General features: G+C 71.1%; 24 protein-coding genes. 8 read left to right on the top strand and 16 right to left on the bottom strand.

The window, feature by feature from the left end; all coding sequences use genetic code 11:
* Positions 1-3: 3 nt before the first annotated feature.
* Positions 4-600 carry a J-domain-containing protein gene (locus OVA28_RS05815; RefSeq protein ID WP_268096135.1) on the top strand — a complete coding sequence of 199 codons (597 nt, stop codon included), beginning with the start codon at positions 4-6 and terminating at the stop codon, positions 598-600.
* Positions 601-1,081: 481 nt separating this feature from the next.
* Here OVA28_RS05815 and OVA28_RS05810 read toward each other — a convergent pair whose 3' ends face one another.
* Positions 1,082-1,759 carry a hypothetical protein gene (locus OVA28_RS05810; protein ID WP_194661312.1) on the bottom strand — a complete coding sequence of 226 codons (678 nt, stop codon included), beginning with the start codon at positions 1,757-1,759 and terminating at the stop codon, positions 1,082-1,084.
* 158 nt (positions 1,760-1,917) lie between these two features.
* Here OVA28_RS05810 and OVA28_RS05805 point away from each other — a divergent pair, with 158 nt between their 5' ends.
* The 4 genes from OVA28_RS05805 (at position 1,918) to OVA28_RS05790 (ending at position 6,463) form a co-directional block, all read left to right on the top strand.
* Positions 1,918-4,380, top strand: a complete 2,463-nt coding sequence (locus tag OVA28_RS05805; RefSeq protein ID WP_268096134.1) for a phosphoketolase family protein — start codon at positions 1,918-1,920, stop codon at positions 4,378-4,380.
* A 20-nt stretch (positions 4,381-4,400) separates the two neighbouring features.
* Entirely contained in the window at positions 4,401-5,102 is a 702-nt protein-coding gene (locus OVA28_RS05800; RefSeq protein ID WP_268096133.1) for a fumarylacetoacetate hydrolase family protein, read from the top strand.
* Between the two features lie 223 nt (positions 5,103-5,325).
* Positions 5,326-6,273, top strand: a complete 948-nt coding sequence (locus tag OVA28_RS05795) for a sugar phosphate isomerase/epimerase family protein (RefSeq protein ID WP_194659874.1) — start codon at positions 5,326-5,328, stop codon at positions 6,271-6,273.
* Between the two features lie 10 nt (positions 6,274-6,283).
* A complete protein-coding gene (locus OVA28_RS05790) occupies positions 6,284-6,463 on the top strand; it encodes a hypothetical protein (protein WP_194659873.1) in 180 nt (59 codons plus the stop codon).
* Between the two features lie 47 nt (positions 6,464-6,510).
* Here the strand turns inward: OVA28_RS05790 and OVA28_RS05785 are convergent, their stop codons facing one another.
* The 6 genes from OVA28_RS05785 to OVA28_RS05760 all read right to left on the bottom strand — a co-directional run bounded on the left by OVA28_RS05785 (position 6,511) and on the right by OVA28_RS05760 (position 12,041).
* Entirely contained in the window at positions 6,511-6,843 is a 333-nt protein-coding gene (locus tag OVA28_RS05785) for a hypothetical protein (protein WP_194659872.1), read from the bottom strand.
* The gene (locus OVA28_RS05780) at positions 6,840-7,421 is read right to left on the bottom strand and encodes a hypothetical protein (protein ID WP_268096131.1); all 582 of its coding nucleotides are present in this window, start codon (positions 7,419-7,421) and stop codon (positions 6,840-6,842) included. Before OVA28_RS05780 ends, OVA28_RS05785 begins: the two co-directional genes overlap by 4 nt.
* The gene (locus OVA28_RS05775; protein WP_268096129.1) at positions 7,418-7,891 is read right to left on the bottom strand and encodes an RNA polymerase sigma factor; all 474 of its coding nucleotides are present in this window, start codon (positions 7,889-7,891) and stop codon (positions 7,418-7,420) included. The genes OVA28_RS05780 and OVA28_RS05775 overlap by 4 nt, the downstream gene beginning before the upstream one ends.
* A gap of 314 nt (positions 7,892-8,205) precedes the next feature.
* A complete protein-coding gene (locus OVA28_RS05770; protein ID WP_268096128.1) occupies positions 8,206-8,358 on the bottom strand; it encodes a hypothetical protein in 153 nt (50 codons plus the stop codon).
* A gap of 150 nt (positions 8,359-8,508) precedes the next feature.
* Positions 8,509-11,154 (bottom strand): ATP-dependent DNA ligase, encoded by a 2,646-nt coding sequence (locus OVA28_RS05765; protein ID WP_442780766.1) that lies wholly within the window; start codon positions 11,152-11,154, stop codon positions 8,509-8,511.
* Entirely contained in the window at positions 11,151-12,041 is an 891-nt protein-coding gene (locus OVA28_RS05760) for an SDR family oxidoreductase (RefSeq protein ID WP_268096127.1), read from the bottom strand. Before OVA28_RS05760 ends, OVA28_RS05765 begins: the two co-directional genes overlap by 4 nt.
* Before the next feature lie 90 nt (positions 12,042-12,131).
* Between OVA28_RS05760 and ku the strand changes: the two genes are divergently transcribed.
* Complete coding sequence (gene ku, locus OVA28_RS05755; protein WP_268096126.1) at positions 12,132-13,157, top strand: non-homologous end joining protein Ku; 1,026 nt, start codon at positions 12,132-12,134, stop codon at positions 13,155-13,157.
* Here the strand turns inward: ku and OVA28_RS05750 are convergent.
* Complete coding sequence (locus tag OVA28_RS05750) at positions 13,154-13,657, bottom strand: DUF6328 family protein (RefSeq protein WP_268096125.1); 504 nt, start codon at positions 13,655-13,657, stop codon at positions 13,154-13,156. The genes ku and OVA28_RS05750 overlap by 4 nt on opposite strands.
* Before the next feature lie 311 nt (positions 13,658-13,968).
* Between OVA28_RS05750 and OVA28_RS05745 the strand changes: the two genes are divergently transcribed.
* Complete coding sequence (locus OVA28_RS05745) at positions 13,969-17,922, top strand: glycoside hydrolase family 3 C-terminal domain-containing protein (RefSeq protein ID WP_268096124.1); 3,954 nt, start codon at positions 13,969-13,971, stop codon at positions 17,920-17,922.
* A 125-nt stretch (positions 17,923-18,047) separates the two neighbouring features.
* Positions 18,048-18,689, top strand: coding sequence for an antibiotic biosynthesis monooxygenase (locus OVA28_RS05740; protein WP_194659864.1), 642 nt, complete (start codon positions 18,048-18,050; stop codon positions 18,687-18,689).
* A 10-nt stretch (positions 18,690-18,699) separates the two neighbouring features.
* Here the strand turns inward: OVA28_RS05740 and OVA28_RS05735 are convergent, their stop codons facing one another.
* From OVA28_RS05735 to OVA28_RS05705, 8 genes are all read right to left on the bottom strand, one after another.
* Positions 18,700-18,984: a hypothetical protein gene (locus OVA28_RS05735; RefSeq protein WP_268096123.1), complete on the bottom strand. Its 285-nt coding sequence runs from the start codon at positions 18,982-18,984 to the stop codon at positions 18,700-18,702.
* Between the two features lie 83 nt (positions 18,985-19,067).
* The gene (locus OVA28_RS19200) at positions 19,068-19,196 is read right to left on the bottom strand and encodes a thiazolylpeptide-type bacteriocin (RefSeq protein ID WP_442780765.1); all 129 of its coding nucleotides are present in this window, start codon (positions 19,194-19,196) and stop codon (positions 19,068-19,070) included.
* Positions 19,189-20,430 (bottom strand): M20/M25/M40 family metallo-hydrolase, encoded by a 1,242-nt coding sequence (locus OVA28_RS05730; protein ID WP_268096122.1) that lies wholly within the window; start codon positions 20,428-20,430, stop codon positions 19,189-19,191. The genes OVA28_RS19200 and OVA28_RS05730 overlap by 8 nt, the downstream gene beginning before the upstream one ends.
* The gene (locus tag OVA28_RS05725) at positions 20,427-20,606 is read right to left on the bottom strand and encodes a hypothetical protein (RefSeq protein WP_268096121.1); all 180 of its coding nucleotides are present in this window, start codon (positions 20,604-20,606) and stop codon (positions 20,427-20,429) included. Before OVA28_RS05725 ends, OVA28_RS05730 begins: the two co-directional genes overlap by 4 nt.
* Entirely contained in the window at positions 20,599-22,308 is a 1,710-nt protein-coding gene (locus OVA28_RS05720; protein WP_268096120.1) for a lantibiotic dehydratase C-terminal domain-containing protein, read from the bottom strand. Before OVA28_RS05720 ends, OVA28_RS05725 begins: the two co-directional genes overlap by 8 nt.
* Entirely contained in the window at positions 22,305-23,543 is a 1,239-nt protein-coding gene (locus OVA28_RS05715) for a hypothetical protein (protein WP_268096119.1), read from the bottom strand. Before OVA28_RS05715 ends, OVA28_RS05720 begins: the two co-directional genes overlap by 4 nt.
* Positions 23,540-25,249, bottom strand: coding sequence for a YcaO-like family protein (locus OVA28_RS05710; RefSeq protein WP_268096118.1), 1,710 nt, complete (start codon positions 25,247-25,249; stop codon positions 23,540-23,542). The genes OVA28_RS05715 and OVA28_RS05710 overlap by 4 nt, the downstream gene beginning before the upstream one ends.
* Complete coding sequence (locus tag OVA28_RS05705; protein ID WP_268096117.1) at positions 25,246-26,832, bottom strand: hypothetical protein; 1,587 nt, start codon at positions 26,830-26,832, stop codon at positions 25,246-25,248. Before OVA28_RS05705 ends, OVA28_RS05710 begins: the two co-directional genes overlap by 4 nt.

Here is a 26,832-nt window from a genome sequence, read left to right as displayed (position 1 = left end):
ACGATGAACGACGTCGACGCACGGATGGACCGGCTCAGGAGGGCCGCCCGCTACCGCTACCAGCAGCTCGTCGAGAGCGAGATCGAACGCGGGTCGCTCGACCCGGACGAGGTGCGTGAGGAACGTCGCCTGCTCAAGGCCGCCGACGTGGCCGCCCACGCACGGGCCCAGATCGAGGAAGCGGAGCGGCGCGGTGTCTTCGAGGGCAACCCGTACCACGGCAAGCCCCTGCCCGGACTCGACGGCCAGCACGACCCCGACTGGTGGATCAAGTCGAAGATCGAGCGCGAGGACATCCGCGGGATCGCCCCGCCCGCACTCGCCCTGCGGACCGAGGACGCCGAGCTCGACGACCACCTGGACGCACTCTCAGTGGAGTCCGACGTCCGGGACGTCCTCGTGGACTTCAACGCCCGGGTGAAGGAGGCCCGTCGCCAGCTCCTCGGCGGGCCACCCGTCGTGACGCCGATGCGGGACGTCGACTCCGAGCTGCAGGCCTGGCGCGAGCGTCGGGAGGCCCGGATGGCATCGGCCGCTCGCGCTGCGGAGCAGGCGCTGGCTGGCGCGCGCCCGCGTCGCTGGTGGCGCCGCCGTTCCTGACGCTGCTGGCGCTCCCGGCGCGTGGCGCTCCGGCTCGGCGGGTCGCTCCGCGCGTTGTAGGTCGTTCCGCGCGCGGCAGGTTGTTCCGCGCGTTGTAGGTCGTTCGTTCCGACCTCCGACGCGCGTTTCCACTTCCCATCGCGTGCGTCATGGGTCGTTCCGCGCGTTGTAGGTCGTTCCGCGCGCGGCAGGTTGTCCCGCGCGTAGGGGGTCGTTCGCTCCGACCTTCGACGCGCGTTTCCACTTCCCATCGAACGCGCCAGGGGAACGACCGCGCGCCGAACGGGTTCCCGTGCTGCGGGATGACGGATCTGGTTCGGGGATCTCGGGCGGAGACGACCGGATTCGTCACCGCCGCGGAGGGGAACCAGCATCGGATGCGCCCGCGACGCCGGAACTCCCGCGCAACGCAGAGAACGCCGCCCCCGTGATCGGGGCGGCGTTCTCGTGTGTGGTGCTGCGGGGTGGCCCCGCGGGGGTGTTACTTGATCTGGGCGGTGATGGTGGCGGTCCCGACGAGCAGGCCGGCCTTGACGGCGTCGGTCTTGAAGGTGCTGTTGAGCAGCTTCGCGGCGTCGGCGGAGACGTGGACGGTGGTGCCGGTCAGGATCGCGTTGTCACCCTCGAGCTGCAGGGCCTTCAGCGAACCACCGTGGAGGGAGAACAGGTACGCGTTCGGCGCTGCGACCTCACCGTTGACGAGGACGTCGCCGTAGAGCTTGGAGGAGCCGGGGTTCACGACGAAGTTCTCCAGCGTGACGGTCGTGTCGCCGGCCTTCAGGGTCAGACCGGAGTCGTCGTGGTTCAGCAGGCCCTGGACGTAGGGGCGGTAGTTGCCGTCCGGGCTCCAGTACGTGACCGACCCGGCGGTGATCGGGAACGACACGGCGCCGTCGGCGAGCTTCGCGGTGCCGGAGACACCGGGGGTGAGCTTCAGGGAGGTGAGGGCGTCGGTGAAGCCCTTGTCGAGGGCGACGGAGGTGTCGCCACCGAGGACCTCGGGGACCGACGCGACGGGGGCGGGGATCTTGGAGGAGGACGAGGCGACCGTGTGGATCGTGGGGGTGGCCTGCGCGGCGGAGACGCCGAACCCGGCACCGGTGAGGATGATCGCGCCAGCGGCGGCGAGGGAGACCGTGGTCTTGGTGATCTTGCGCATGGTGTTCGTTCCTCTTCTGTGAGTTGATCGAGTCCTGGCCGGACGAGGCCGGGAAGTGCTCTGGGCGTTTGCCCTGTGCTGATGATTCGGTACCCCTCCCCGAACGGATTGGACGAGTTTCTGGAACCGTCCTGCGGCGAGGTCCGTACCGTGGGGTCATGGCCCCCGAGCACCTCCCCACGACTGACCGGATCCGCGCGATCGACGCGTGGTGGCGCGCCGCGAACTACCTCACCGTCGGGCAGATCTACCTGCTCGACGACCCGTTGTTGGAACACCCGATCACCCCGGACGACATCAAGCCGCGGCTCCTCGGGCACTGGGGCACGTCGCCCGCGCTGAACCTCGTGTACGCGCACTGCAACGCGCTGATCACGTCGACCGACCGGGACATGCTCTACATCTGCGGCCCCGGGCACGGCGGCCCCGCGATGAACGCGAACGCGTGGCTCGAGGGCACCTGGCAGGAGCTCTACCCGGGCACCACGCTGCAGCAGTTCTTCAAGCAGTTCTCGTTCCCCGGCGGCTTCCCCTCGCACGCGGCCCCGGAGACGCCCGGGTCGATCAACGAGGGCGGCGAGCTCGGCTACTCCCTCGCGCACGCGTACGGTGCCGCGCTCGACAACCCCGACCTCGTCGTGACCTGCGTCGTCGGTGACGGCGAGGCCGAGACCGGGCCGCTGTCCGCGTCGTGGCAGGCCCACACGTTCCTCGACCCCGTGGCCGACGGCGCCGTGCTGCCGATCCTCAACCTCAACGGGTGGAAGATCGCGAACCCGACGGTGCTCGCACGCATCCCCACCGAGGACCTCACCGCGTACTTCCGCGGGCTCGGCTACGACCCGATCATCGTGGACTCCTCCCGCGTCGACGACGACCCCTTCGCCGTGCACGCCCTGTTCGACGGGGCCCTGCGCCGGGCGCTGGCGTCCATCGACGACATCCAGGCCGCCGCCCGCGCCCAGGCCGCGCGCGCCGCCGCCGGCGAGATGGCCGGTGCGACCGACCTCCGCCCGCGCTGGCCGATGATCGTCCTGAAGACCCCGAAGGGCTGGACCGGCCCGAAGGAGGTCGACGGCGAGAAGGTCGAGGGCACCTTCCGCGCCCACCAGGTGCCGCTGCCCGCGGTCCGCGAGGACGACGGACACCGCGCCCAGCTGCAGGCGTGGATGGAGTCCTACCGACCGTCGGAGCTCTTCACCGAGGACGGCACCGGCACGGGGCTGCTCGAGGCGATCCGCCCCGTCGGCGACAAGCGGATGAGCGCGACGCCCCACGCCAACGGCGGCCGGAGCCGCACGGCGCTGCAGCGACCTGACCTCGCACCGTACGGCGTCCCCGCCGGTGAGGACGCCTCCTCCACCGGCACGCTCGGCCCCTGGCTGGCGGCGCTGATGGCCCAGAACCCCTCGACGTTCCGGCTGTTCGGCCCCGACGAGACCGTCTCCAACAAGCTCGACGCGGTGTTCGACGTCACCTCCCGCGTCTGGCGGGCGGCGAACTCCCCCGACGACGAGCACATCGCGCCGACCGGTCGGGTCACCGAGATCCTGTCCGAGCACGTGCTCGAGGGCCTGCTCGAGGGCTACGTCCTGAGCGGTCGCCACGGGATCATCAACACGTACGAGGCCTTCGCCCACATCATCGACTCGATGGTCGGCCAGCACGCCAAGTGGCTCGAGTCCTCCACCGACATCGACTGGCGTGCGCCGGTGTCGAACCTGACGATCCTGCTCTCGTCGCACGTCTGGCGGCAGGACCACAACGGGTTCTCGCACCAGGACCCGGGCTTCCTGGACGTCGTCGCCTCGAAGCAGCAGGACCTCGTGCGGATCAAGCTCCCCGCCGACGCGAACACCCTGCTCGCGGTGACGGCGCACGCGCTCGAGACGACGAACCGCATCGAGGTCATCGTCGCCGGCAAGCACCCCGAGCCGGTGTTCCTGTCGCTCGAGGACGCCGTCGCCCACGCGGACGCCGGCATGGGCGTCTGGGACTGGGCCGGCACCGAGCAGACGGTCGGGCACGCGGACGTCGTCCTCGTCAGCGCCGGGGACGTCCCCACCGTGGAGACCGTCGCGGCTGCCGACATCATCCGCACCCACGCGCCCGAGGTGGGCGTCCGCGTGGTGAACGTGGTGGACCTGCTCTCGCTCGGGGACCCCCGCAAGCACGAGCACCCCGTCTCCGACGAGCGGTACGACGAGCTGTTCCTCCCCGGGACGCCCGCGGTGTTCGCGTTCCACGGGTACCCGTCGCTCGTCCACCAGCTCACCTACCGCCGCCACGGGCACGACGACCTGCACGTGCACGGGTTCCTCGAGCGCGGCACGACGACGTCGCCGTTCGACATGCTCATCCGCAACGAGATGGACCGCTTCGCACTCGCGCACGACGCGCTGACGCGGGTGGCCGACGGGTCCGACCGGTTCGCCGAGCTGCTCGGGAAGCTGTCCGAGGCACGTGACGCCGCCCGTGCGTACGCCTACGCGAAGGGCGAGGACCACCCCTCGGTCGGCGCGTGGCAGTTCGCGGGGTGGCCGCAGGACGAGCCCGCCGAGGGCGGGACCGGCGGCGACCCGGGCGAGGGTGAGACCGAGAGCGCCGCACCGGGTCAGTAGGCCCGTGCCACGCTGGGGTCGTGACCGACCTCGTGATCCCGGCTCCGGCAACGCCCTCCGTCCCGACGACGACGGGCGGGCGGTTCCCCGTGCGCCGTGTGTTCTGCGTCGGACGGAACTACGCGGCGCACGCGCGCGAGATGGGCCACGACCCCGATCGTGAGCCGCCGTTCTTCTTCACCAAGCCGGCCGACGCGGTCGTCACGGACGACGCGGGGACTCCGTACCCGCCGATGACCGGGCGGCTCGAACACGAGGTCGAGCTCGTCGTGGCGGTCGGTGTCGGCGGCGCGGACATCCCCGTCGGCGACGCGCTCGACCACGTCTGGGGGTACGGCGTCGGCCTCGACCTGACCCGGCGGGACCTGCAGGCCGAGGCCAAGCGACTGGGTCGGCCGTGGGACATGGCGAAGGGGTTCGACGCCTCGGCACCGATCGGCACGCTCGTCCCCGCCGCCGACGTCGACCCGACGCACGGCACGATCGCGCTCACCGTCGACGGCGAGCGCCGCCAGCACGGGGACCTGGCGGACCAGATCTGGTCCGTTGCCGAGGTCCTCGCGGAGCTGTCCCGGGCCGTGCGCCTGGAGCCGGGTGACCTCGTGATGACGGGGACGCCCGACGGTGTCGGCGTGGTCGCTCCCGGGTCGGTGCTCGTCGGGACGGTCGAGGGCGTCGGGACCGTGCGGACGACGCTGGGTCCGGCACCGTCGCTGACCTGACGGTGCGCGCCGGACGTGCACCGAGCCTCCCGGCCGTCCTGCGGTGCGCGGATCGTGACCAGATGACGCAGTCGGCGTGCGGCTGTGAGCCGGTGCGGAGCAGCAGCGAGTAGCACGGTGCCAGACGGCGTCGTCGCAACGCGTCGTCGTGGTCCGCTGACAGGGAAGCGGGCCGGGGACGCTCGACACCGCCGTCGTGCGTCCGTGGACACGGAGGTGCACCGTGCTGGAACACGACCTGCTGGCGACGTCCTGGACGTGGGACGGCGACGAACCGATCGACGAGCGTGTCCGCGCCGTCGGTGCCGCCGGCTTCTCCGGCATCTCACTCGCCCTCGACGACGTGCACGAGGTCCGTGCGACCATCGGTCTCCACCGGCTCCGGAGGATGCTCGACGACGCCGGCATCGTCTGGGTGCAGCTCGGTACCCTCAGCACCTGGTGGACGTGCCCGAGCCGCACCACGGCGGTGGACGCGGACCGGGGTGTCCTGCTCGAGGCTGCAGCGACCCTCCGTGCCTGGCAGGTCGTGGCCCGCGCCGACGTGAGCCTGCCCGGGGTCTCCCCCGCGGCGATGCTCGACGACTGGGTGGTGCTCGCGGAGCAGACCCGGGGCGTCGGTGCGCAGCTCGTGCTCGAACCCGAGCCGTGGTCGAACCTGCCGACGGTGGAGCGGGCCTCACGGTTCGTCGCGACCGCGGGGCACCCGAACGGCGGGCTGCTGCTCGACGCGATGCACGCCCTGCGGGGCGGTTCGACCCTGGCGTCGATCCGCCACGGGCTGGCGCCGTCGACGCTGGCGGCGGTCGAGCTCAGCGACGGTCTGATGGACACCCCGAACGGCATGACCCTGGCCGACGAGTCCCGGCTCGGGCGGTACCTGCCCGGTGCCGGCGCGTGGGACATCCCCGGGTTCATCCGGACGGTCCGTGACCTCGGCTTCGACGAGCCGTGGGGTGTCGAGGTCCGGACCCCGGCGCACCGGGCGCTCCCCATCGCCGACGCGCTCCGCACCGCGGCCGCCGCGACCCGGGCCGTGCTCGACGCTGCCGACGCGTACGGCGCGCCGCCCGCCCCGGTCATGCCGACGTCCCCGGCGCCGACGTCCGCGGTCGACTACGAGCCCGCGCACCGACCGCGGCGGGAGACCGGCTCAGGCGCTCCCGCGTAGCGTCGGGCCCATGAGCGAGACAGCACCCACCGGCAACGACGACCTGCTGCGGAAGTCGCAGGACACCATCGACGACGCGAAGGCCGCCGCGGCCGACGTCGTCGACACCGAGGACGACGGCATGATCGGTGAGGACCTCCCCGCGACCGACGGCGGCGCTGCCGCGGACGACGGCGCCCCCGCCGCCTGAGCCCACGGGCGCCGACCCGGCGACGCGCGGCGGCGGGCGGCGGTGCGTCAGACGATCTCGACCACCCGCACCGTGACGTCGTCCGGCCGGGTCGCAGTGGCGTGCTCGATGCAGACCCCGAGTGCGTCCCGGACCGACCGCAGCGTGGTCAGCGCCGAGACACCGGCGTCCACCGTGACGACCACCCGGACGCGCAGCCCCGTGGTGCGGTCCTCGACCAGGACCGCACCGCCGTCCCGCGGCAGGTCCAGCACCGATCGGACGTCGCGCACCAGGACGGCCAGGCTCGGCCCGGGCAGCACCACCGACCGGACGCCGGGGACCGCGAGGACCGCTTCCGTCGCCAGGCGCGACAGGGCCCTGGTGTCCGTGGTGGTCATGCGTGCTCCCCAGGGGTCAGGACGTCGGCGACGCGGACGGTGAGCGACGCGACCGTGAACGGTGCGTGCTCGTGCAGGGCCGCGGCGACGGTCTCCCGCAGCGCGTCGGCCCGCTCCCGCAGCGGCGCATCGGCCGCCAGGGCGATGACGACCTCGACGTCGATCGCGGCGCCCGCCGTGGTGACGTCGCCGGTGAACCGGGTCCTGCGGACGAGGACGCCCGGCATGCCGTCGCCGAGTGCCCGGACGAGCCCGCGGACCGCGCCCTCGGTCACGACGAGGTGGGACGTCGGGTCGTCGTCGGGCACGGGGATGTCCCGGCCGGCGTGCGCCGTCGTCCTGATGCTCGCCAGGACGCGCGCGATCCAGTCCTCGTCGGCAGCGCCGGCGGCGCGGACGTCCGCGTCGAGCAGGTCGGCCGAGGCCTCGCGCAGCCGTTCGAGTCGCCGGAGCGCCGTACTCGCGTCGGGGTCCGCCTCGATCTCGGGTCGCACCGGGTCCCGGCCGGAGTCCAGGTAGTCGGCGAGCTCGTCGAGGGTGAAGGCACCGTGGCGGTCGTCGACGTCGTCGTCGTTCATCGCCACCCCTCCATCTGCGTCATCACGGCCTGACGGGCCCGGGCGAGCAGTCCCCGGACAGCGGTGACGGTGAGCCCGGTCTGGTCGGCGATGTCCGCGTAGGACGACCCGCCGATCTCCCGCAGGACCCACACTGCTCGCTGCGCGTCCGGCAGGTCCCGGACCACCCGCGCGAGGGCGTCGACCTGCATGCGTGCGACGACCACCTCGTCGACGGGTCGGTCGTCCGCACGGTCGGGCACCGCCTCGAGGTCGAGGTGCGGGTGCCGCCGTCGGAGGCGGTCGAGCGCCTTGTTCGCCGCGATCCGGAACAGCCAGGAGCGCACGCGGTCGGGGTCCTCCACCCGGTCGATGCGCTGCCAGGCCTGGAGTGCTGCCTCCTGGACCGCGTCGTCGGCCTCGCCGTCGCCGTGTCCGAGGATCCGCGCGGCGTAGGCGCGCATGAGCGGGCCGTACCGGCGGATGAGCACGCCGAAGGCCTGGGCGTCGCCGTCGGCAGACCGTTCGACGAGCGACGCGTCCGACAGGGCGGAGAGCGGTTGGTCCTCAGTCAGGGGAAGTCCTCCGGGTGGATCTCGGGGCGCGGCGTGACGAACGCCGTCCTCGGGACGTCTTGTTCTGTGGGCCTCCCGTGGGCTCTGCACGCCGACGGGGTCGAGCGCGCCGTGGCCGGTCGCCCTGAACGGCCGGTCACGGCGCTTCGTGGCGGTCCGTGCGTCCCCTGATCCGGCGCACGGGCCGCCCCGCCCGGAGCCCGGCCGTCGGCCGGGTGGGCGATGCGGTGTCAGTCCTCGACCTGGTCGCCCAGGAAGTCCGCGTAGGTCGCCTCGTGGTCGGTGTCCGCCGGAGCCGGGTGTGCCGGTCCCTCGGGTGCATCGTCCTGGGTCTGGTCGACGCGCTCCGCTGCGGAGAACGGTGGCAGGTAGTTGCTGGTCATCCCGCACCCCCTTTCGTCCCGCGAACGTAACAGCCGGTCCGCGGCATCCCGGCACGAGCAGGGGAATCGTCCCCCGTGGACCCGCTGATCGGGGGACGGAAGTTCGCCTCCAGCGGACCTCATGCGGACGCATGCGGAACGTGGACGGGATCACTCCAGGACGACGTCCCCCGGGGCCTTGTCCGGACGCCAACCCCGCCACGACGGCTGCCGGAGCCGCCCGTCGGCCGTCCACTCCGCGAACTCGACCTCCCCCACGCGCTCCGGGTCCACCCAGCGGGCGTCCCGCGCGTCGGGTCGCGGCACGTCGAGGAACGGTGAGTCCTGCCGTGCCAGGGGACCGAGCACGTCGGCGATCTCGTCGAGGTCCCGGTCGCGGAACCCGGTGCCCACCTTGCCGACGTAGCGCAGACCGTCGGGTCCGGGGATGCCGAGCAGCAGCGACCCGATGCCGCCCTCGCGCCGCCCGCTGCCGGGCTTCCACCCGGCCACGACGACCTCCTGCGTCGCGTGGTGCTTGAGCTTGAGCCACGCCTCGGACCGTCGTCCCTCCGCGTACCGCGAGGAGCGCTTCTTCGCGACGACGCCCTCGAGTCCACGTTCCGCCGAGTCCGCCAGGGCCCGCGCGAGGTCACCGTCGTGCGCCGGCGGCACCTCGATCGCACCGCCCGCGTCGATGACCGTCTCGAGGGCCTGCCGTCGGTGCTCGTACCCGAGACGGGTCAGCTCGTGCCCGTCGGCCTCGAGCACGTCGAACAGCAGGAACCGCACCGGCGTCTGCGCACGTGCCGCCGCCACCTCGCGCTTCTTCGTGAGCCCCATCCGGTTCTGCAGGAGCTGGAAGGACGGTCGGCCACGGTCGTCGAGCGCCACGACCTCCCCGTCGAAGACCCCGTCGACCCCGGCCCGCTCCCCGAGTTCCGCGAGCTCCGGGTACTGCGCCGTCAGGTCGTTGCCGTTCCGGCTGCGCAGCGAGACCACCCCGTCGCGGACCGTCGCGAGCGCCCGGACGCCGTCCCACTTCATCTCGAACGCCCAGTCCGCCGGGTCGAGCGTCGGCTCTCCCGTGGCGAGCGTCGCCTGCATGGTGCGACGTTCGACCGGGTCGGTGTCGGCCTCGGCCGCTCGGGCGATGCGCGGACCGCCCCCGTCGTGCGTCGTGCGGCCCCCGCCGGGCATCGTGCGTCCGCCGCCGGCTGCCGGACGGGAGGCTCGCCCCGCATCCTCCGATCGGGTGCCGTCCGCCCCGGGGTCGGGCTGGTCCTTCGTCCGGTGGATGAGCCAGTTCTTCTCGTCGCCCTCCCGGCCCTTCCCGCGCCCGCGGGTGTGCAGGAGCGCGAGCCGACGGTTCCCGTTCGTCCGGCCGTGCAGCGTCACGATGACCTCCTCGCCCTCGCGCCACTTCTCGAGGTCGTAGGTGCCGTCGTCCCAGAGGGTCACCGTGCCCCCGCCGTACTCGTCGTGCGGGATCGTGCCCTCGAAGGAGCCGTACTCGAGCGGGTGGTCCTCGGTCATCACCGCGAGGTGGTTCTTACCCGGGTCGGTCGGTTCCCCCTTCGGCAGCGCCCAGCTCACGAGCACGCCGTCGTGCTCCAGCCGGAAGTCGTAGTGGTCGCGGGTGGCGTGGTGCTCCTGGATGACGAAGGTCGGGGTGCCGTCCTTCCGGACCGTCGGCGCGTCCTGCGGGACCGGCTCCGGGGTCTTCGACGCGTCCCGCTTGGAACGGTAGGTCGTCAGGCGGTCGTTCGCCGCGCCTCCCGTCCGCGCTTCGCGTTCCGCGTCGTTGGCGGCCTGCGTGCGGTCGCTGTCCCAGTGGCCAGCGTCCGGTCGGCCGACCGAGAGGGCGCCGGCGGCGACCGGGTGGAGGAGGTCGCCGTGGTCCTGCAGGCGTTCGAGCACCTCGTCCAGCGTCAGCTGGGCGAGCCCCTTCTCGGTGAGCTCCTCCCAGGTGCGGGGCGCGGCGACGGTCGGACGCTCGCGTCCGCGCAGGGAGTACGGCGCGATCGTCGTCTTGTTGCCGTTGTTCTGCGACCAGTCGACGAAGACCTTGCCCCGCCGCTCCGCCCGGCTCATCGACGACAGCACCAGGTCGGGCAGGTCCTGCTCGAGGGCCCTGGCCAGCTCGTGGGCCACCTCGGACACCTGGTCCGTCGACGCGCGGCCGTCGAGGGCTGCGTAGAGGTGGATGCCCTTCGAGCCGGACGTCACCGGGTACGGGTCGAGGCCCATGCCGTGCAGGATCTCGCGTGCGGCCACGGCCACCTCGACGCACTCGGCGAGCCCGACGCCCTCGCCCGGGTCGAGGTCCAGCACCAGGCGGTCCGGGTCCTGCCTCCCGCCGCGTGGGCCGAACCGCCACTGCGGCACGTGGAGCTCGAGCGCGGCCTGCTGCGCCATCCACACCAGCGTCGGCAGGTCGTCGACGATCGGGTACTCGTTGTCGTGGTCGGAGTGCTCGATCGTGTGGTGCCGGACCCAGTCGGGCGCGGAGTCGGGCAGGTTCTTCTCGAAGAAGACCTTGCCGTCGACGCCGTTCGCCCAGCGCTTCCTGGTGACCGGCCGGTCCTTCACGTGCGGGATCATCCACGGCGCGACGTGCTCGTAGTACTCGACGACCCGGCCCTTCGTCGTGCCGGTCTCCGGGTAGAGCACCTTGTCGAGGTTCGTCAGCGCGAGCCGGCGGTCCCCGACCAGCACGGTGGTCTTCCGCGCTGCGGACCCCGTTCGCGCTGCGGACCCTGTCCGCGCGGCGGACCCCGTCCGCGCCTCGGGTCCCGTCCGCGCCTCGGGGCTCACAGGGCGACCCCGGTCGCTCCCGCCACCGTCAGCGTGGTGCCGGAGGTGTACGAGGACTCCGGTCCGGCGAGGTACACGTACGCGCTGCCGAGCTCGACGGGCTGCGCCGGACGGCGGAACGGGGTGTCCTGCCCGTACGCGGCGATCTCGTCACCCGGGTAGCTGATCGGCTGCAGCGGCGTCCACACGGGCCCCGGCACGACGGTGTTCGCGCGGATGCCCTTCGCCGCGAGCTGGCGGGCGAGGCCGTTCGTGTACGAGATGATCGCGGCCTTCGTCGCCGCGTAGTCGATCATCCGGTCCTGTGGCTGGTACGCGGACACCGAGCTCGTCGTGACGATCGCGCTGCCGGGGGCCATGTGCGGGACGGCCTCGCGCACCAGCCAGAACATCGCGTAGAGGTTGACCTTCATCGTGCGGTCGAAGTCCTCGGTCGACTGCTGGGTGACGTCCTCGTGCACCTGCTGGGTGCCGGCGACGAGCACGAGCGCGTCGAGCCCGCCGAGTTCGCTCACCGCCGTCCGGACGAGCTCCTGGCAGAAGGCCTCGTCGGTGAGGTCCCCCGGCAGCATCACCGCCCGGCGCCCGAGGTCACCGATCAGGTCGCGGACCTCGGTCAGGTCGTCGATCTCCTCGGGCAGGGCATTCAGCGCGACGTCGGCGCCCTCCTTCGCCATCGCGATCGCGGCGGCGCGGCCGATGCCCGAGTCGGCACCCGTCACGAGCACCCGGTACCCGCGCATCCGGCCCGTGCCGACGTAGCTCGTCTCGCCGTGGTCCGGCGGCGGGTCCATCTCGCTGGCACGGCCCGATCCCTGCTGCGTCTGCGCGGGGAACGGCGGGCGGGCGTACTGCGTGCGCGGGTCGTCCTTGTCCAGCTGGCTCATGGCCCCATCGTGCTCGGTGGTCGCTCGGTCCGTGCTCGGCTCGTGCCCTGCACCCGGACGTTCCCGGGCGCACACGGGCATCATGTGGTGATGAGGTCGATCTGGAAGGGTTCCATCGCGTTCGGGCTGGTGAACGTGCCGATCAAGGTCTACGCCGCCACCGAGACCCACGACGTCTCCATGCACCAGGTCCACGACGAGGACAAGGCCCGCATCCGGTACAAGCGGGTGTGCGAGCTCGGGCACGAGGTCGAGTACGCCGACATCGAGCGCGCCTACGACGACGGCGAGAAGACCGTCGTCCTGACCGCCGACGACTTCAAGAAGCTGCCCCAGGAGCAGTCGCACGAGATCGAGGTCCTCGAGTTCGTGCCCGTCGAGCAGGTCGACCCGATGATGTTCGAGAAGACCTACTACCTCGAACCCGACTCCCGCTCCCCGAAGGCCTACGTCCTGCTCCGCCGCACCCTCGAGGAGACCGACCGTCTCGCCGTCGTGCAGTTCACGCTCCGTCAGAAGACCCGGCTCGGCGTGCTCCGCGTGCACGACGACGTGCTGCTCCTGCAGGGGCTCCTGTGGGGCGACGAGGTCCGGTCCGCGGACTTCGCGGCACTCGACACCTCGGTGAAGGTGAGCGCGAACGAGCTGAAGATGTCGTCGTCCCTCGTCGAGAGCATGTCGACGGACTTCGACCCCGACCGCTACACCGACGAGTACCAGGCCGAGCTCCAGCAGCTCATCGACGCCAAGCTCGAGTCCGGCGACGACGTCGACACCGCCGCGACGTTCGGCGAGCAGGCTGCGTCCGACGACGACGAGGGTGGTGACGTCATCGACCTGATGGCTGCGCTGCGCGCGTCCGTGGACAAGAAGCGGACGGGAGGCTCGGGGTCGCGTCCGTCGAGCGGCTCGCGGTCGTCCGGGTCCGGCTCCGGCTCCGGCTCCGGCTCCGGCTCCGGCTCCGGTTCCGGTTCCGGTTCCGGGTCGAAGGCGTCCGGATCGGAGACGAAGAAGGCCCCCGCGAAGAAGCCGGCCGCGAAGAAGCCGGCGGCGAAGAAGGCACCAGCCGAGAAGGCCCCCGCCAAGAAGCCCGCGGCGAAGAAGCAGGCCAGCTAGCCGTCGTCGCGGCGCGTCCTGCGCAGCGACAGCGGCAGAGCCGTCCAGAGCAGCGCGGTCCCCACGAAGACGGCCGCGCCGCCGATCAGCCCGCCGGCATCGCCGACCACCACGTCGAACACGAACAGGACCGTCCCGGCGAACAGCAGGGCACTCGCGATCAGCGCCGTCAACAGGACGGCGTTCCCGACCCGGACCAGGTCGTGCTTCTGCCGCTGTCGGAAGACGAGCCGGTGCGTCGCGACGGCGGACAGCGCGACGACGGTGACCACGACCGCGAGCACGACGAGCACCAGGTAGACCGTCTCCTGCGCATCGGTCAGGGTCGAGAACCGCTGCTGGAACGGCAGCGTCAGCAGGAAGCCGGCCAGGATCTGCGTGCCGGTCTGCACGATCCGGAGTTCCTGCTGGATGTCGATCCAGTTGCGGTCCCACCGCTCCGTCGGGGTCTCGTGCCGCCCGCGCTCGGTGTCGGCGGACGCGTGGTTCGTCGTGTCCATGGGCTGAACCTCCAAGGCACCAGTGTCCTCCGCGACGGTGCGGGCGCGCGCCGCGGCCTCGCTGCCCAGTCCGACGACGGCCGGTTCATCCGGAGAGCGCATCCGGGTGGGGCTGCCCTGCGCGGTCCGGACACGGCGGCCCTGGAAGCAGGCCGATCGTCGACTTCGAGCCTTGACAGGCTCCGCGAATCCCGAATACGGTCCGGGATTGTTCCGTCAGAACCACGCCGAGACCGGTTCTGCCTCCTCGCCACAGGGACGTGGTGGGGGTGACGGTCGACGCGTACGACGTTGTCAGAGAGGACAACTCGATGCATGTGGAGAACAGGCGATCCCCGCGGATCGCCGTCAGGGCCGCACTCGCGGTCTGCGTCACGGGGGCGCTCGTCGTCACCGGGGCCGGGTTCGCGAACGCCGCGACCACCAACCCCAACCAGGGTCCACTCGAGAAGGCGAACGCCGCGCTGAGTCAGCGCGCCGCCAGCCAGGGGATGGTCCTGCTCGAGAACAACGACGACGCGCTGCCGATGGCGAAGGACGGCGCTGTCGCCGTCTACGGCGTCGGTGCCTACGCCACCGTGAAGGGCGGCACCGGTTCGGGCAACGTCAACAACCGCTACACGATCTCGGTCCGACAGGGGCTGCAGAACGCCGGGTACCAGATCACCACCGCCCCCGCCTACTCCGACGCCGTGAAGAACGCCTTCGACACCAAGTACGGCACCACCAACGCCGGCGGCTTCGGCCCCTCCATCGACTACTCCTCGGTGGAACAGCGGCTGACCCGGACGACCGTGCAGCCCACCGCACCGACCGACACCGCCGTCTACGTCGTCGCGCGGAACTCCGGCGAGGGCAGCGACCGCTCCCCCGGCGCCGGCGACTACCAGCTGACCGACACCGAGAAGGACGACCTGCAGATCATCGGGCAGACGTACCGGAAGGTCGTCGTCGTCCTCAACGTCGGCGGGATCGTCGACACGGCGTTCTTCGACGACATCAACAAGTCGGCCAACGACCCGGACGGCGGCAAGCCGCTCGACTCGATCCTGCTCATGAGCCAGGCGGGCCAGGAGTCCGGCACGGCGCTCACCCAGGTGCTCAACGGCACGGTCACGCCGTCCGGCAAGCTCACTGACACCTGGGCCTCGAAGTACTCGTACTACCCGGCAGCGGCGACCTTCGCGAACAACGACGGCAACAGCGCCGAGGAGCAGTACAGCGAGGGCATCTACGTCGGCTACCGCTGGTTCGACTCGATGTACCGCTCGCTCGACCCCGCGGACCCGGCGAGCGTCGTCGAGTACCCGTTCGGGTACGGGCTCTCGTACACGCAGTTCCAGGTGGAGCCGCTCGGCGTCACCGCGGACATGTCGACCGTCTCCGTCAAGGCCCGCGTCACGAACGTCGGGACCGAGGCCTCCGGCAAGGACGTCGTCCAGACCTACTTCTCCGCGCCGCAGACCGGTCTCGACAAGCCGTACCAGCAGCTCGCCGGCTCCGCGAAGACGGACAGCCTGGCCCCCGGAGCGTCGCAGACCGTGACGATCCGGTACACCACCACCGACATGGCGTCCTACGACGAGACGAAGGCCGCCAACACGATGGAGGCCGGTGACTACGTCATCCGCGTCGGTGACTCGTCGCGGAACACCAGCGTGGCCGCGAAGCTCCGGCTCGGCGCCACCACCACGACGGAACAGCTCGCCAACGAGCTCGACGACCAGCGACCGGCCACCGAGCGCACCAGCGACCCGGCGGACTTCTGGTCGTACCCGGAAGAGGCGCAGCAGCTCGCCGACGCCCCCGTCGTCCCGCTCGACACCACCGGCTTCACGGCTCCTGACCACGCCTCGGCGCTGGAGCAGGACGTGCCGGTCGCAGCCGACTCGCCCTACGCAGCGATCGACGGCGACACCATCGCCTCGGTGACCGCGTACGTGGACGCCGCGACCACCGACTGGGAGGGCACGGGCAAGCCCTACGCCCCGAAGACGGGTGAGACGACGGAGCCCGTGGCCGTCGTGCCGAACTCGACCCTGTTCGACGTGAAGACCGGCCGGATCACGATGCAGCAGTTCGTGGCGAGTCTCAGCGCCACCCAGCTCGCGAACATCGTCGAGGGCGCCAGCGCCGCCGGCACCACCGCGACCGCGATCGGCGCCGCCGGGTACACGACGGCGAAGTACGAGGACCGCGGACTGCCGGGCATGACGCTCGCCGACGGCCCAGCCGGTCTGCGCATCACGCAGAAGACGTCGACCACCCCGGCGACCTACCAGTTCGGCACCGCGTGGCCGATCGGCACCCTGCTCGCGCAGACCTGGGACCCGGACCTCGTGCAGGAGGTCGGTGTCGCCGTCGGTCAGGAGATGTCGGAGTACGGCGTCGCGCTCTGGCTCGCACCCGGCATGAACATCCACCGCGACCCGCTCAACGGGCGCAACTTCGAGTACTACTCCGAGGACCCGCTGCTCACCGGCCTGACCGCGGCGGCCATGACGAAGGGCGTGCAGAGCATCCCCGGCGCCGGCGTCACGATCAAGCACTTCTACGGCAACAACCAGGAGACCGCACGGACCACCTCGAACGACGTCATCAGCGAGCGGGCAAGCCGCGAGATCTACCTGCGCGGGTTCGAGATCGCCGTGAAGAGCGCCCAGCCGATGGCCGTGATGACCTCGTACAACAAGGTCAACGGCACGTACGCGTCGGGGAGCTACGACCTCAACACGGACGTCCTCCGCGGCGAGTGGGGCTTCGCCGGCACCGTGATGACCGACTGGGGCGCAGGACCGCGCACCGGGGCGACCGGCGTCATGTACGCGGGCAACGACCTCATCGAGCCCGGCGGCAACCCGAACGAGATCCTCAACGCCCTCAAGCAGGTCGCTCCCACCATCGACGTGTCCGGCCTGCCCGCGTACACGAGGACCGTCACCCCGACCCGGACGTCGACCGCCTGGCAGTTCGGCGGCCTGACGCCCGCCGCGACCGGCACCCAGTCGATCGCCACCACGGTGGACGCGACGACCGACCTGACGAAGACGCCCCTCTCCGGGACGACGACGCGTGACGCCATCAACAACGAGACGTACGCGGCCAACGCTCCGTACGCCTCCGTCCAGGCCGCCTACGCCGACGTCACCGGCCTGCTCGCCGGCACCACGCTGAGTGCCGCGCAGAAGGCCGGGATCTCCGTCACCGGAGTGCAGCACCAGGACCCGGCGGACAGCACCTCACCGGTCGTGGCGTACACGGTCACCGTCACCGGGAACTACCCGGCGACCGGCTACAACCTGCGCCTGGGCGACCTGCAGCGCAGCGCGAGCCGGATCCTCGCCACCGCGTCGCAGACCGCTGGCTTCCAGCAGCTCGCCGAGGCGAAGGGCGTCTCCGGGATCTCGGTGCAGCCCTACACCGCGCAGTTCTCCGACCTCGTCGACTACCAGTCGGTGACGAAGGGCGCGGTGCTCACCGAGCAGACCGGTGACGGACCGTCCGTCGCGGTCGGCGTCTCGCCGAAGCCGAACGCTGCGGGGTGGTCCGCCGCACCGGTGACGGTCCGCGTCACGTCCACGGACGACGACGCACGCCTGTACCTGTCGGTCGACCAGGGCGAACTGCTCCCGGCCTCCGACCCGGTGACGATCTCGGACGAGGGCGAACACCAGCTCCGCGCCCTGGCCGTCGGCACGGACGGATCGATCTCGAAGCTGCTCGAGACCACCGTCCGCATCGACCGCACCGCCCCGACCGTCACGGCGGGGACGGCGACGAAGGGCCAGCTGACCCTGACCGCCGAGGACGCGCTCTCCGGCGTCGCGACCATCCAGTACTCCCTGGACGGCACGACCTGGAAGACGTACTCCGGTCGGGTCACCGTGTCCGACACCCCGAAGGTCGTCCGCTTCCGGGCGACCGACGTGGCGGGCAACACGAGCGCCGCCGGCCAGGTCACGGTCACCGCGCCCGCCGCCAAGCCGGTCGTGACGAAGCAGCCCGTGACGAAGGTGTCGGTCAAGGCCGGCACGAAGGTCACGCTGTCCGCCGCGGCCTCCGGCAGCCCCACGCCGACGGTGCAGTGGCAGCGGAGCACGGACGGCGGTCGCTCCTGGGTGACCCAGGTCGGTGCGACGAAGGCGAGCTACACCTTCACCGCCACGACGGCGGTGAACGGCCGGCAGTACCGGGCCGTCTTCACCAACGACTCGGGTCGTGTCACCACCTCGGCGACGAAGGTGGCGGTCACGGCGACGAAGTGAGCGCCGACCGACACACGTCCGGATGACCTGCGGGGCACCGACCACCACCCGGTGGTCGGTGCCCCGCCCCGTGTCGGGGACGCCGCCGTCACGAGCGTGTAACACGGGTCCGCGACACTGGTGCCATGACTCCACAAGAGCCTGGGATGCTGCAGTCGTCACCCGAGACCGCCGGCCCACCTGTCACCGTGTCCATCACCCGCCTGGTCGAGCCGGAGCGCATCCCCGAGGTCACCCGCTGGGTGCAGTCCGGGGTGAACCTGGCGAACCGGTACCCGGGCTTCCTCGGGTCCGGGTGGGTCCGCTCACGGGCCCAGTCCCGCGAGTGGCACATGCTCTACCGCTTCGCCGACCACGACTCCCTGTCGACGTGGGAGAACTCCGACGACCGGCTGCGGTGGCTCGACCTGGGCCGCGATCTCGTGGTCGAGTCCCGCGTGGAGAAGCGCACCGGGATCGAGGGCTGGTTCGACGTCCCCGAGGACGCCCCGTCGTCGAGCGCTCCCCCGCGGTGGAAGCAGGCCGTGAGCATCTGGCTCGGGTTCTTCCCGGTCAACCTCGCGTTCACGATCGTCGTCGGACTGCTGGTGCCGTCGTTCGCCGGGCTCGCCGCGTTCCCCCGGGTGCTCATCACGACGGTCGTGCTCACGCCGATCATGACGTTCTGGGTGCTGCCGTTCGTGACGAAGCTCATCCGGCCGTGGCTGCTCGCGCCCCCGCGGTCGCATCGCGCCACGCGGACACCCTCACTCGACAGCCGGCCGTGACGCGGTCAGCTCACTCAGCCTGCCGCAACGCCCGCTCGATGCCGTCGAGGCGTCGTTCAATGCCCGCGAGCGTACTTGCCAGCTCTTGCTGCGTGGCCGCCGTGCGCTCGGCAACTGCCCAGTTGCCGTGTCCTCGATCAGCTCCCCACCGAAGTCGAGCCATCGAGTACACCACTCCGCAGATGATCGCCGTCACCGGCACCAGAACCCAGAGCATTCCAGTCCAATCCGTCATGATTTCTCCGTACTCCTCCATCGGTCGTTCCATGTCCACTTCCGCGCTGTCCGGTGACATCGATGCCACGACCCTGATTCGGCTTCCCTCTCGCTGGCTCCGACCGAGGCAGGGAGGGTGCGCTCCCCACCTCGCTTCTCAGCTCAGCCGCAGGAACCAGCTGAACAGCAGGAGCTGCTGCCGCTCGTCACGCCAGCCTTCGGCGCGGCGATGGTCTCGCGCACCGAAAAGATCTCGAGTTCGCCGAAGTCGGGGCCTGGCAGCTCAAGCACGGATCCGGACAGGGTCGTTCCCTTCGGTGGTTTCGACTGGCGAAGAGGGCGTTCGGGCCGGCTCGTCGGTCTGCGTCTCGCCGCGGATGGTCCGTGGAGAGTCCCATGCTGACAGCGCGATCAGCAGGTTCATCAGTCCGCTCTCGAGCGACAGGTCAGATGCCGAGAAGAGCGGAGAGTGGTTGGCGGGCACGCTGACCGGCGCCCGACCCGCCGCCAGCGCCGCTCGGTCCTCCGGCGGCATCCGGGAGCTTCCGGACACACCCCAGAACCAGTAGCAGAGCGGGGCTCCGAGCGCGTTCGCAAGCACCCCTACGTCGTCTGAGGTCCCCGACGGCCCCGGCATCAGGACGGCGCTGCGTCCGTGTTCGACGAAGGCGCGGTACAGCAGATCAGCGGCATCCGGGTCGTTGTTGGCCCCGTCGAAGGTCCGCGTTGCCGCCGTGGAGTACACGACACCTTCGACGACGACATCGTCGAGCAGGCGTCCGAGCGCCTGCCGAAGAGAGGTGAGAGACGGTTCGTCCGCCGCACGGAGGTCAACCGTCACCGTGGCACTGTTCGGGAGCGCGTTGTTCGCAGACCCGCCGAGCCGCGCCCGGGTCACCTGGCCGATCCGCGGATCAACGGCATGGACGAGTCGACTGAATGCGACAGTCAACGCGTGCCGCTCGCTACCGATGAGCCCCGGATGCCCTCCGGGAGCAGTCAGGTCGATGGACGCCGTCTCGTTCCACGATGTGATCGGACCGGGCCTGAACGCCACCACGTCGTGTGGAAGCGGCGACGAGTGCTGCGCCAGCAGCACCGCCGGCGTAGGAACGAGCTGGTCGATCCCGGCAGCCACCATGGCAGCCGCCCCGGTCCCCGTTTCCTCGGCCGGTTGGAAGATCGCGAGCACGGTACCCGTTCGCGGCGCCTCCCCTGCTTGCAGTGCGGCGAGAGCTCCGACGACCGCTGCCGAGTGCATGTCGTGCCCGCACAGGTGCTCGGCACCGTCGCTCGTCGCCAGCGCGTCGAGTTCCGCACGCAGGGCGACGACTGGCTTCCCGGTCCCGATACGGGCGACCACACCGTGGCCGCCGACCCCGGTCGTCACCATCGCTCCGATGTCGCGACAGAGATGAGCGACGACGGCGCTCGACACCACCTCGTTCCCTGCTGGTTCAGGCCACGCGTGCAGTCGGGCGAAGGCCTCGCGTGCGACGGCCAATCCGCGTGGGACGAGCTTCACGAGTAAGTCCAGGAGGTGAGCGCCCGGGGCCGCCCGAACAACCCGACCGCTGCTCCCCGCACGGCGCCGATGCCCGGGCACCCCAGGGTCATCCCGAGCGCCAGACTCGCCACGGCGAAGCCCGCCGACGCGATTTCGGTGCTCGCGCACCGCAGGTTCTTCTCGTCGTCATTCATGGGCGGCGTCCCCTCCGATCGCTGTGGTCTTCCTCGGCGCCCCGATCGGGATGATCGCGGCGGTGAACGATCCGACACCATCGAGGTGCAGGCACTCGTTCACGGCGTCGTCGTCGTACGCGGACAACGGCACGCTCGGCATGTCGAGCGCGGTGGACACCAGGATGAGGTTCTGGCTCATGTGTCCCGCTTCGAGCAGGGTCAGCCGCAGCGCCCGCTGCCCGTACTTCACACGCAGGTCGTCGAGCCTCGGCGCCAAGGCGACGATCACCGGGACGGTCTCGTGCTCGACCGCGAGCGGTGTACCTGCGATGTCGCTGAACGAGGGCGACCACCGCGCGAGTTCGTCGTCGGTGGGCACGTCCGTCCATCGTTCGAGAGCGTGTCGCGCGGCGTCGTACCGGTAACAGCCCGCCTCGACACCCTCGACGTCGCGGACGATCACGAACGCGTCGACGGCGTACGCCGCGCTCGGGCTCGGGTACGCCCGCCGTGCTGTCTGCGGTCGTACGGGCACCGCCGGTCCGGTCGGCACCTCGCCGATCGCGGATCGCAGGAGACCGCCGAGGACCGACGCCGCCAGCGTCGTGCCGTACGACCCGTAGGTGCTCCGTCTGCGCGTGAGGGCCGCCCCGAGCGTGGGGCCGCCCTGCGACTCCGGCAGCGGGGTGACCTGGTGTCGGCCGAGGTCCGGCGCGGTGTCGCGGACGTCGAAGCGTGGCATCTGGTCCGAGCCCATCCGTGCCCGGCGGTACCCGCTTGCTCGGAGGTAGTGCCTGTCGGGCGCGGCGGAGTCGTCGTTGAAGTACCGACGGTCAACCGGTCCCCGCCACTGCGATGCAGTGAGCCATGCGGCGACGCGTTCATCGGAGACGGGTACCCCGAGTCGGTTGCAGAACATGTGGACCTGGCTCCAGAGCACGCCGGCCACGCTGTTCTCCAGTTCGTCGCCACGAGCACGAAGCGCCTCCAGGTCGGTGACGAGGCTGGAGAAGAGCTGGAACAGGGACGCTCTCCAGGTGTCGGACCCGTCTCCGGCCGATCGGATGACGGCGTCCTTCCGCTGCAGCCACCGATCCGGATCGACCTCGAAGGTCGCCTCGGCTGCGCGCCGGGCTTCGGGGCCGCTGGTCTGCTGTTCCCCCACGAATTCCCACGAACCGAAGTACCGGTGCGCTGAGCGGGCACCGCCATGACCGTCCAGCCCGAGCGCATGCATCGCGAGCGTCATCGTGTCACTCGCGATCAGTCGCAGCTCGGGGCTGCGCGGGCGGGCACCGAGCAGCGCTCCCGCGATCTGGCTCGCCTGCGTGAACGCTCGCTCCGACGACGCCATCGCCGCCGCCCCGCCGTACCGCGCGAGTTCGGCTTCGTAGGGCACGTCGATCACGATCTGGCCGTGCTCCTGCCACCCGACCGGCGAGGTGCTCGTGAACTCGGTACTGAAAGAGGCTTCGTCGAGGTGCAGCTCAGCGGGCGGCAGGGCGGCGCGCATGCCGCAAACCCATTCTGCGTGGGCGGCCGCCCCGACCCCGCGCATCCTGACACGCAGGTGGGGTCCTCCCCACCAGTACCGGACGAAGTGCCAGTCCGTGGGCGCGATTCCGCGAACCGACGGGACGACGGTGTCGGCGATGAACTCCGACAGGGTCGCCGTCGAGTTGTGCAGGTAGATGTGCGCAGTGCGCCACGCCGTGTTCACAGCCTGATCCCTCTCGTCGACCACGGAACGTCCTGGGCCTCGATCGGCATTGTCCGGAGCCACAACTGGTACCCGATCACCGCGTTCGGATCGGCGTCGAGTGCATCCGCCCACTCGACCTCGTCGTGGTTCCGGGCCGGACGCGATGCGATGCCGATCCCCGCTGCCGCCAGACACCCCCACTGCGCGATCCACCCCAGCAGAAACGGGACGACACGGTGCGTCTCCGAGCCGTGCAGCCCCGCGAGGAGCCGCGGTTCGACCACGAATGTGATCCCGCGGGACGACGTCATGCGGGGACGACTGCGAAGGGTGCGTCCGCTGTCCGAGGCCCCCAGGTCGACGACCCGCACGGTGTCGAGGCACCCGGGTTCGGCGCCGTGGGCCAGGAGTCGGATCCCACCGTCCGGTACGTGCTCGCCCACGAGCTCGAGTCCGGCCTGCAGCGCTCGGTGCACCGCCTCGGCCTGCTCGTCCGTGACGGGACCGCTGGTGACGAGGTTCTCACTCGATCGGCCGCTCGACCGCCGGTCAAGCCACGTTCGCAAGTCGCTCGCCGAGCCCGCCGCCGCCGTGTCGACACACTTGTCGAGCAACGGGTCCGACGGTCCCTCGGGGAGGAAACGGAGTCGGAACGAAGCGTGCGCGTCGCTGCCGGCGCAGCGTTGAAGCGCAGTGGTGATGCCAGCGCGGCGCGCGCAGAGAGCGACCGTCGCTGCGAGGTGCCCCGACTCGAGGTCGGCGAGGGTCGTCCGGAGCCCTCCGTACGGGGTGGGGTAGCGAGCCGGGTACACGTCGAACCCGAGGTGCGCCGACACCCACGGACACCCGGGCGGCGACGGCTGACCGGCGCCGAGCGGACCGAACCGGACCTGACGGGCGCCGATGGGGCCCTCCACCTCGAGGACCGCGTCCGCGGCGAAGATCCCTCGCGGCGCGGGGTAGGCGCGGTGGGCGACGTACCGGTCATCCGGCGCGACGCGCCGGGTCCTGTGCGCCTCCCAGACGGTCGCCAGGACGGATGTCCGCCAGTCGGCACCGGGCTCGTGCGACGACTCGGTACTGCGCTGGAGCCATTGCACCGCACCCGCGAGCGTTTCGTCGAATCCGTCCTCGGCCAACAGGCCGGCGACGTGTCGATCGGTCTCGAAGAGCGTCCGCACCGTCCCCACGTCGCGACCAGGCCCCGCGTCCCAGAGCGCCTGGCCGGCGCTCTCCCATGCCAGCCGGTTCACGGGAACGGGTGAGGGGGCGGAGTTTCCCCCCAGGTTCCTGCCGGGACCGCTCCGTGGATGACGGACGCTGCTCGCGCCAGCCGAGGCACGTTGTCGACACGACGGTTCAGGTGCCCGAAGGTCATGGGCATGGTCCCTGGAGCCATCACCTTCACGGTGAACACTCCCATGTCTCGGAGGTGCGGGGCGCTCTGGTCGACCGCGAGGACTGTCACGCCGACGCAGGCTGCCACGTCGACGTGGTGCCGCAACTCGGCAACGACGTCCTCAGGAGCGGGCCGCCCCCGCGCGAGGAACTCGTCGAGTGACACCCGACCACACGGATCATCGAGGAAGCCCCAAAGTCCGCGTGCCTCCGAGAGCCCGTGCATGCCGGTGTGGTCCTCGAGAACGTGCACGAGCTCGTGGTCGTGGAGCATCGGTCGGTAGTGGTCCACACGGACGGACTCGCGCATCGTGACCCACTTCGGGTACATGAGCGCGTTCGTCACGCACTCCTCGATCGCCGCAGCTATCGCTCGGTTGCCCGACGGATGCGCTCCCGCAGCCAGCGAGAACGCCGGAGCACACCCGGAGCGGACGAGCTCGTCCGGTGCCGTGACGATGGCGATCGCCACCGGGATCCCGAGGTCGCTCGTCGCGTCGAGGACCCGGAGCCGAAGCCCGTCGCGTGCGAGGCGGAGCAGGGTGTCCGCGAACGCGGACTCCTCGCTGATGTCGATCTCCCGGAGACGCAAGCGCCCGTACCAGGTCAGGAGGAAGGCGTCGCGTTCCACGATCTCGAAATACCCGTGCAGGGCTGCTTCCTCGACCGAACCACCGACGGCACAGCCGTTCGACGATTCGTACAGCAGCGCATCGGCCCCAGCGTTCTCGTGCCAGTAGACGAGCTGCGCCGGCACGAGGACCGGTCGGTCGTACGAAAGCCACCAGCCCTCGACCCAGTCCATCTCCTCGGTCGGGTCGAACCGCCGGAACGGGGAGTCCGCCCGCTCGTACGTCTCCGGCGTGTGCTCCGCCAGCGACCGTGGGTCCAGAGCCCGGTCCCCGAGCGATTCCCAGGAGGCCCGCACGGTTCGAGCAGACGGCTGTCGATGCCCGCCGAGCACTCGCTCCACGCCCTCGAGCAACGCGGGCACCTCGCTCTCTGCGAAGCTGCTGGCCCGCCCGTAGCCGCCCTCGCGGTGGGCGGACCCGGGTGCGATGGCCTCTGCGGTCACGAGCGGGAACGGCGATTCCTCGTCTCGGTACACGTGCGCGATCGGCCCGAACCGCCAGTCGACGAGTTCGTCTCGCAGGTGCTGTCCGTCCAGCGCCCGCGTCCGGACGCTTCCGGCGAGGGGCGGCTGCGGCGAACGGAGGTCCCACCGCGACGGTGCCGATGCTCGAATGAGGGGCGCGCACCGCGAGCACGCGCTGTGCGGCGTGATCTTGTGCAACGACGACGAGCCGTTCGACGTGTCGAGGACCATGACGTGGCCGGACGGCAACGGCAGGCGAGCCAGACGAGCAGTCAGCTGCTCGAGCAGTCCCGCGGACCGCGCCCCGGATGTCGGCACGGCCTGCGGACGCACGTCGAGCGCCCAGCATTCGGCGCATTCGCCGCACCCTGCCTCGTCCGGTGCGGGGTCCGGGCCGATGATCAGCAGGTCAGCGAACCGTCGGACGGGTTTGCCGACGGGCTCGGCCACCGCTACGCCGCTCACGAGACAGCCTCCGCCGTCACGGCCAGCGCGCCAAGCTCGTCCCAGCCGCCGGCGTGCAGACGCGAGAACCGCACAGCGCCCTCGAGCCCGGGCCACCTGAGCAACTCGCGGTTGCCCGACCAGAGGGCACCGATCGGCGACGTCCGCGCGGTGTCACCGCACTGCGCCCGCCCGACGGCTCGGAGCAGCGCCCCTTCGGCGGCACGCTCCTCGCGTAGTCCGTACGCGACGCCCCGAGCACCGTCGCCGAGGTCCGCGACCACGCGAACGATCCCCGACCACCTTCCGGCGAGCCAGGTCGACTCGACCGAAACTTCGCGGCCGAGGATCAAGACCGCCGCCGATGCGAGCCAGCGGGCGGTGCTCGTGATCACGGCGCCACGGGACGTCGTGTCGATGCCCCGCTGGGCATCCGAGTCCGCTTCGAGCAGTGCGACGAGAGCCGTCGCAGCAGCGTCGGTCGTCGTCGGCCCGACACCAAGGTGGCCGAGCGGATCACTCGGCAGCGTACGGGAACGCCACGCGCTCCCGAGCTCCTCGGCGACGGCGTCGAGCCGCGCCTCCGCAGTCGACGTACCGATGCCGATCACTCTTGCGTCCCCGGAGACGGCGAGACCCACGGGCTGTTGCGGCAGCTCGGCCGGAACGGCACCGGAGACGACGCCGAACACCGGGTCCCACAACGCTTCCATGGACGCCAGCGTGTCGGGCACGGACGTACCCGTTCCGGAAGCGACGTCGAGGTCGGCGACACGGAGCGCCTCGGGTTCCACACGGTCGGCGAACGCGGTGAACGGCCGAGCTTCGGCAATGAGCTCTGCCGTCGAGGTGACGTACGTGTTCCCCGTCGAAGCGCCAGACGTGGTGTCCATGGCCCGCAGCGCGGCGAGTGCTGCCTGACCGGCGACCAACGCCGCCCAGTTCGGACCGATCGAGGACGGCGCCTCAGCCGCCCAGCGTTGGAAGTCAGCTCCTGCGGTGTCGTCGACGAGCCCGTCGATCGGTCCGACGGCACAGTATCCTGCGCGTGCGCCGATCAGGACGAGCGTGCGCCGGCCATGATCGTCCGCCCCGCGGATCACGACCGGGAGACGCCCGAGTCGGTCGTCGGTGCCCTCGAACTCGACGCCCGCGAAGCCGCAGAGCGCGAGCTGCGCGGCGAGCGCGTTCGCGAGGTCGTCCGTCGCGCCGGTGATCGTGAGTGACGTCGACGCGGCCCGGCGTGCGGCGGCCAACGGTGCGTGTGAGACGCGTTGGAAGAAGTCGATCGCCGGGTGCGCCGCAGCGGCGTCGTCCTCGGCCTCGTGCCGCACCAGGAGCCCGTGGTGCTCGAGCTCGTTCATCAGCGAACGCATCGTCGACCGCGCACTGGAGGGGAGCGTCGCCACGAAGTCAGCGGGAGCGACACCGCGCCGCAGGTGTGGTTCGACGGCATGCCACAGCGTCACACCGTGCAGGCCGTTGATGACCACCGCCGATCCGCCGGCGCTGATCGCCACGCCGCGCCCCTCCATGTCACGGCTCGACACCGTGGCACGGAGCCGAACACTGGTCGTGGCCACCGATCCGAGTTGCCCGTCCAT

Source organism: Curtobacterium sp. SL109 (genome assembly GCF_026672405.1).
Lineage (GTDB): Bacteria > Actinomycetota > Actinomycetes > Actinomycetales > Microbacteriaceae > Curtobacterium.
The sequence above is the reverse complement of the archived record's forward strand: the minus strand, read 5'-3'. Positions and strand labels throughout refer to the sequence as shown.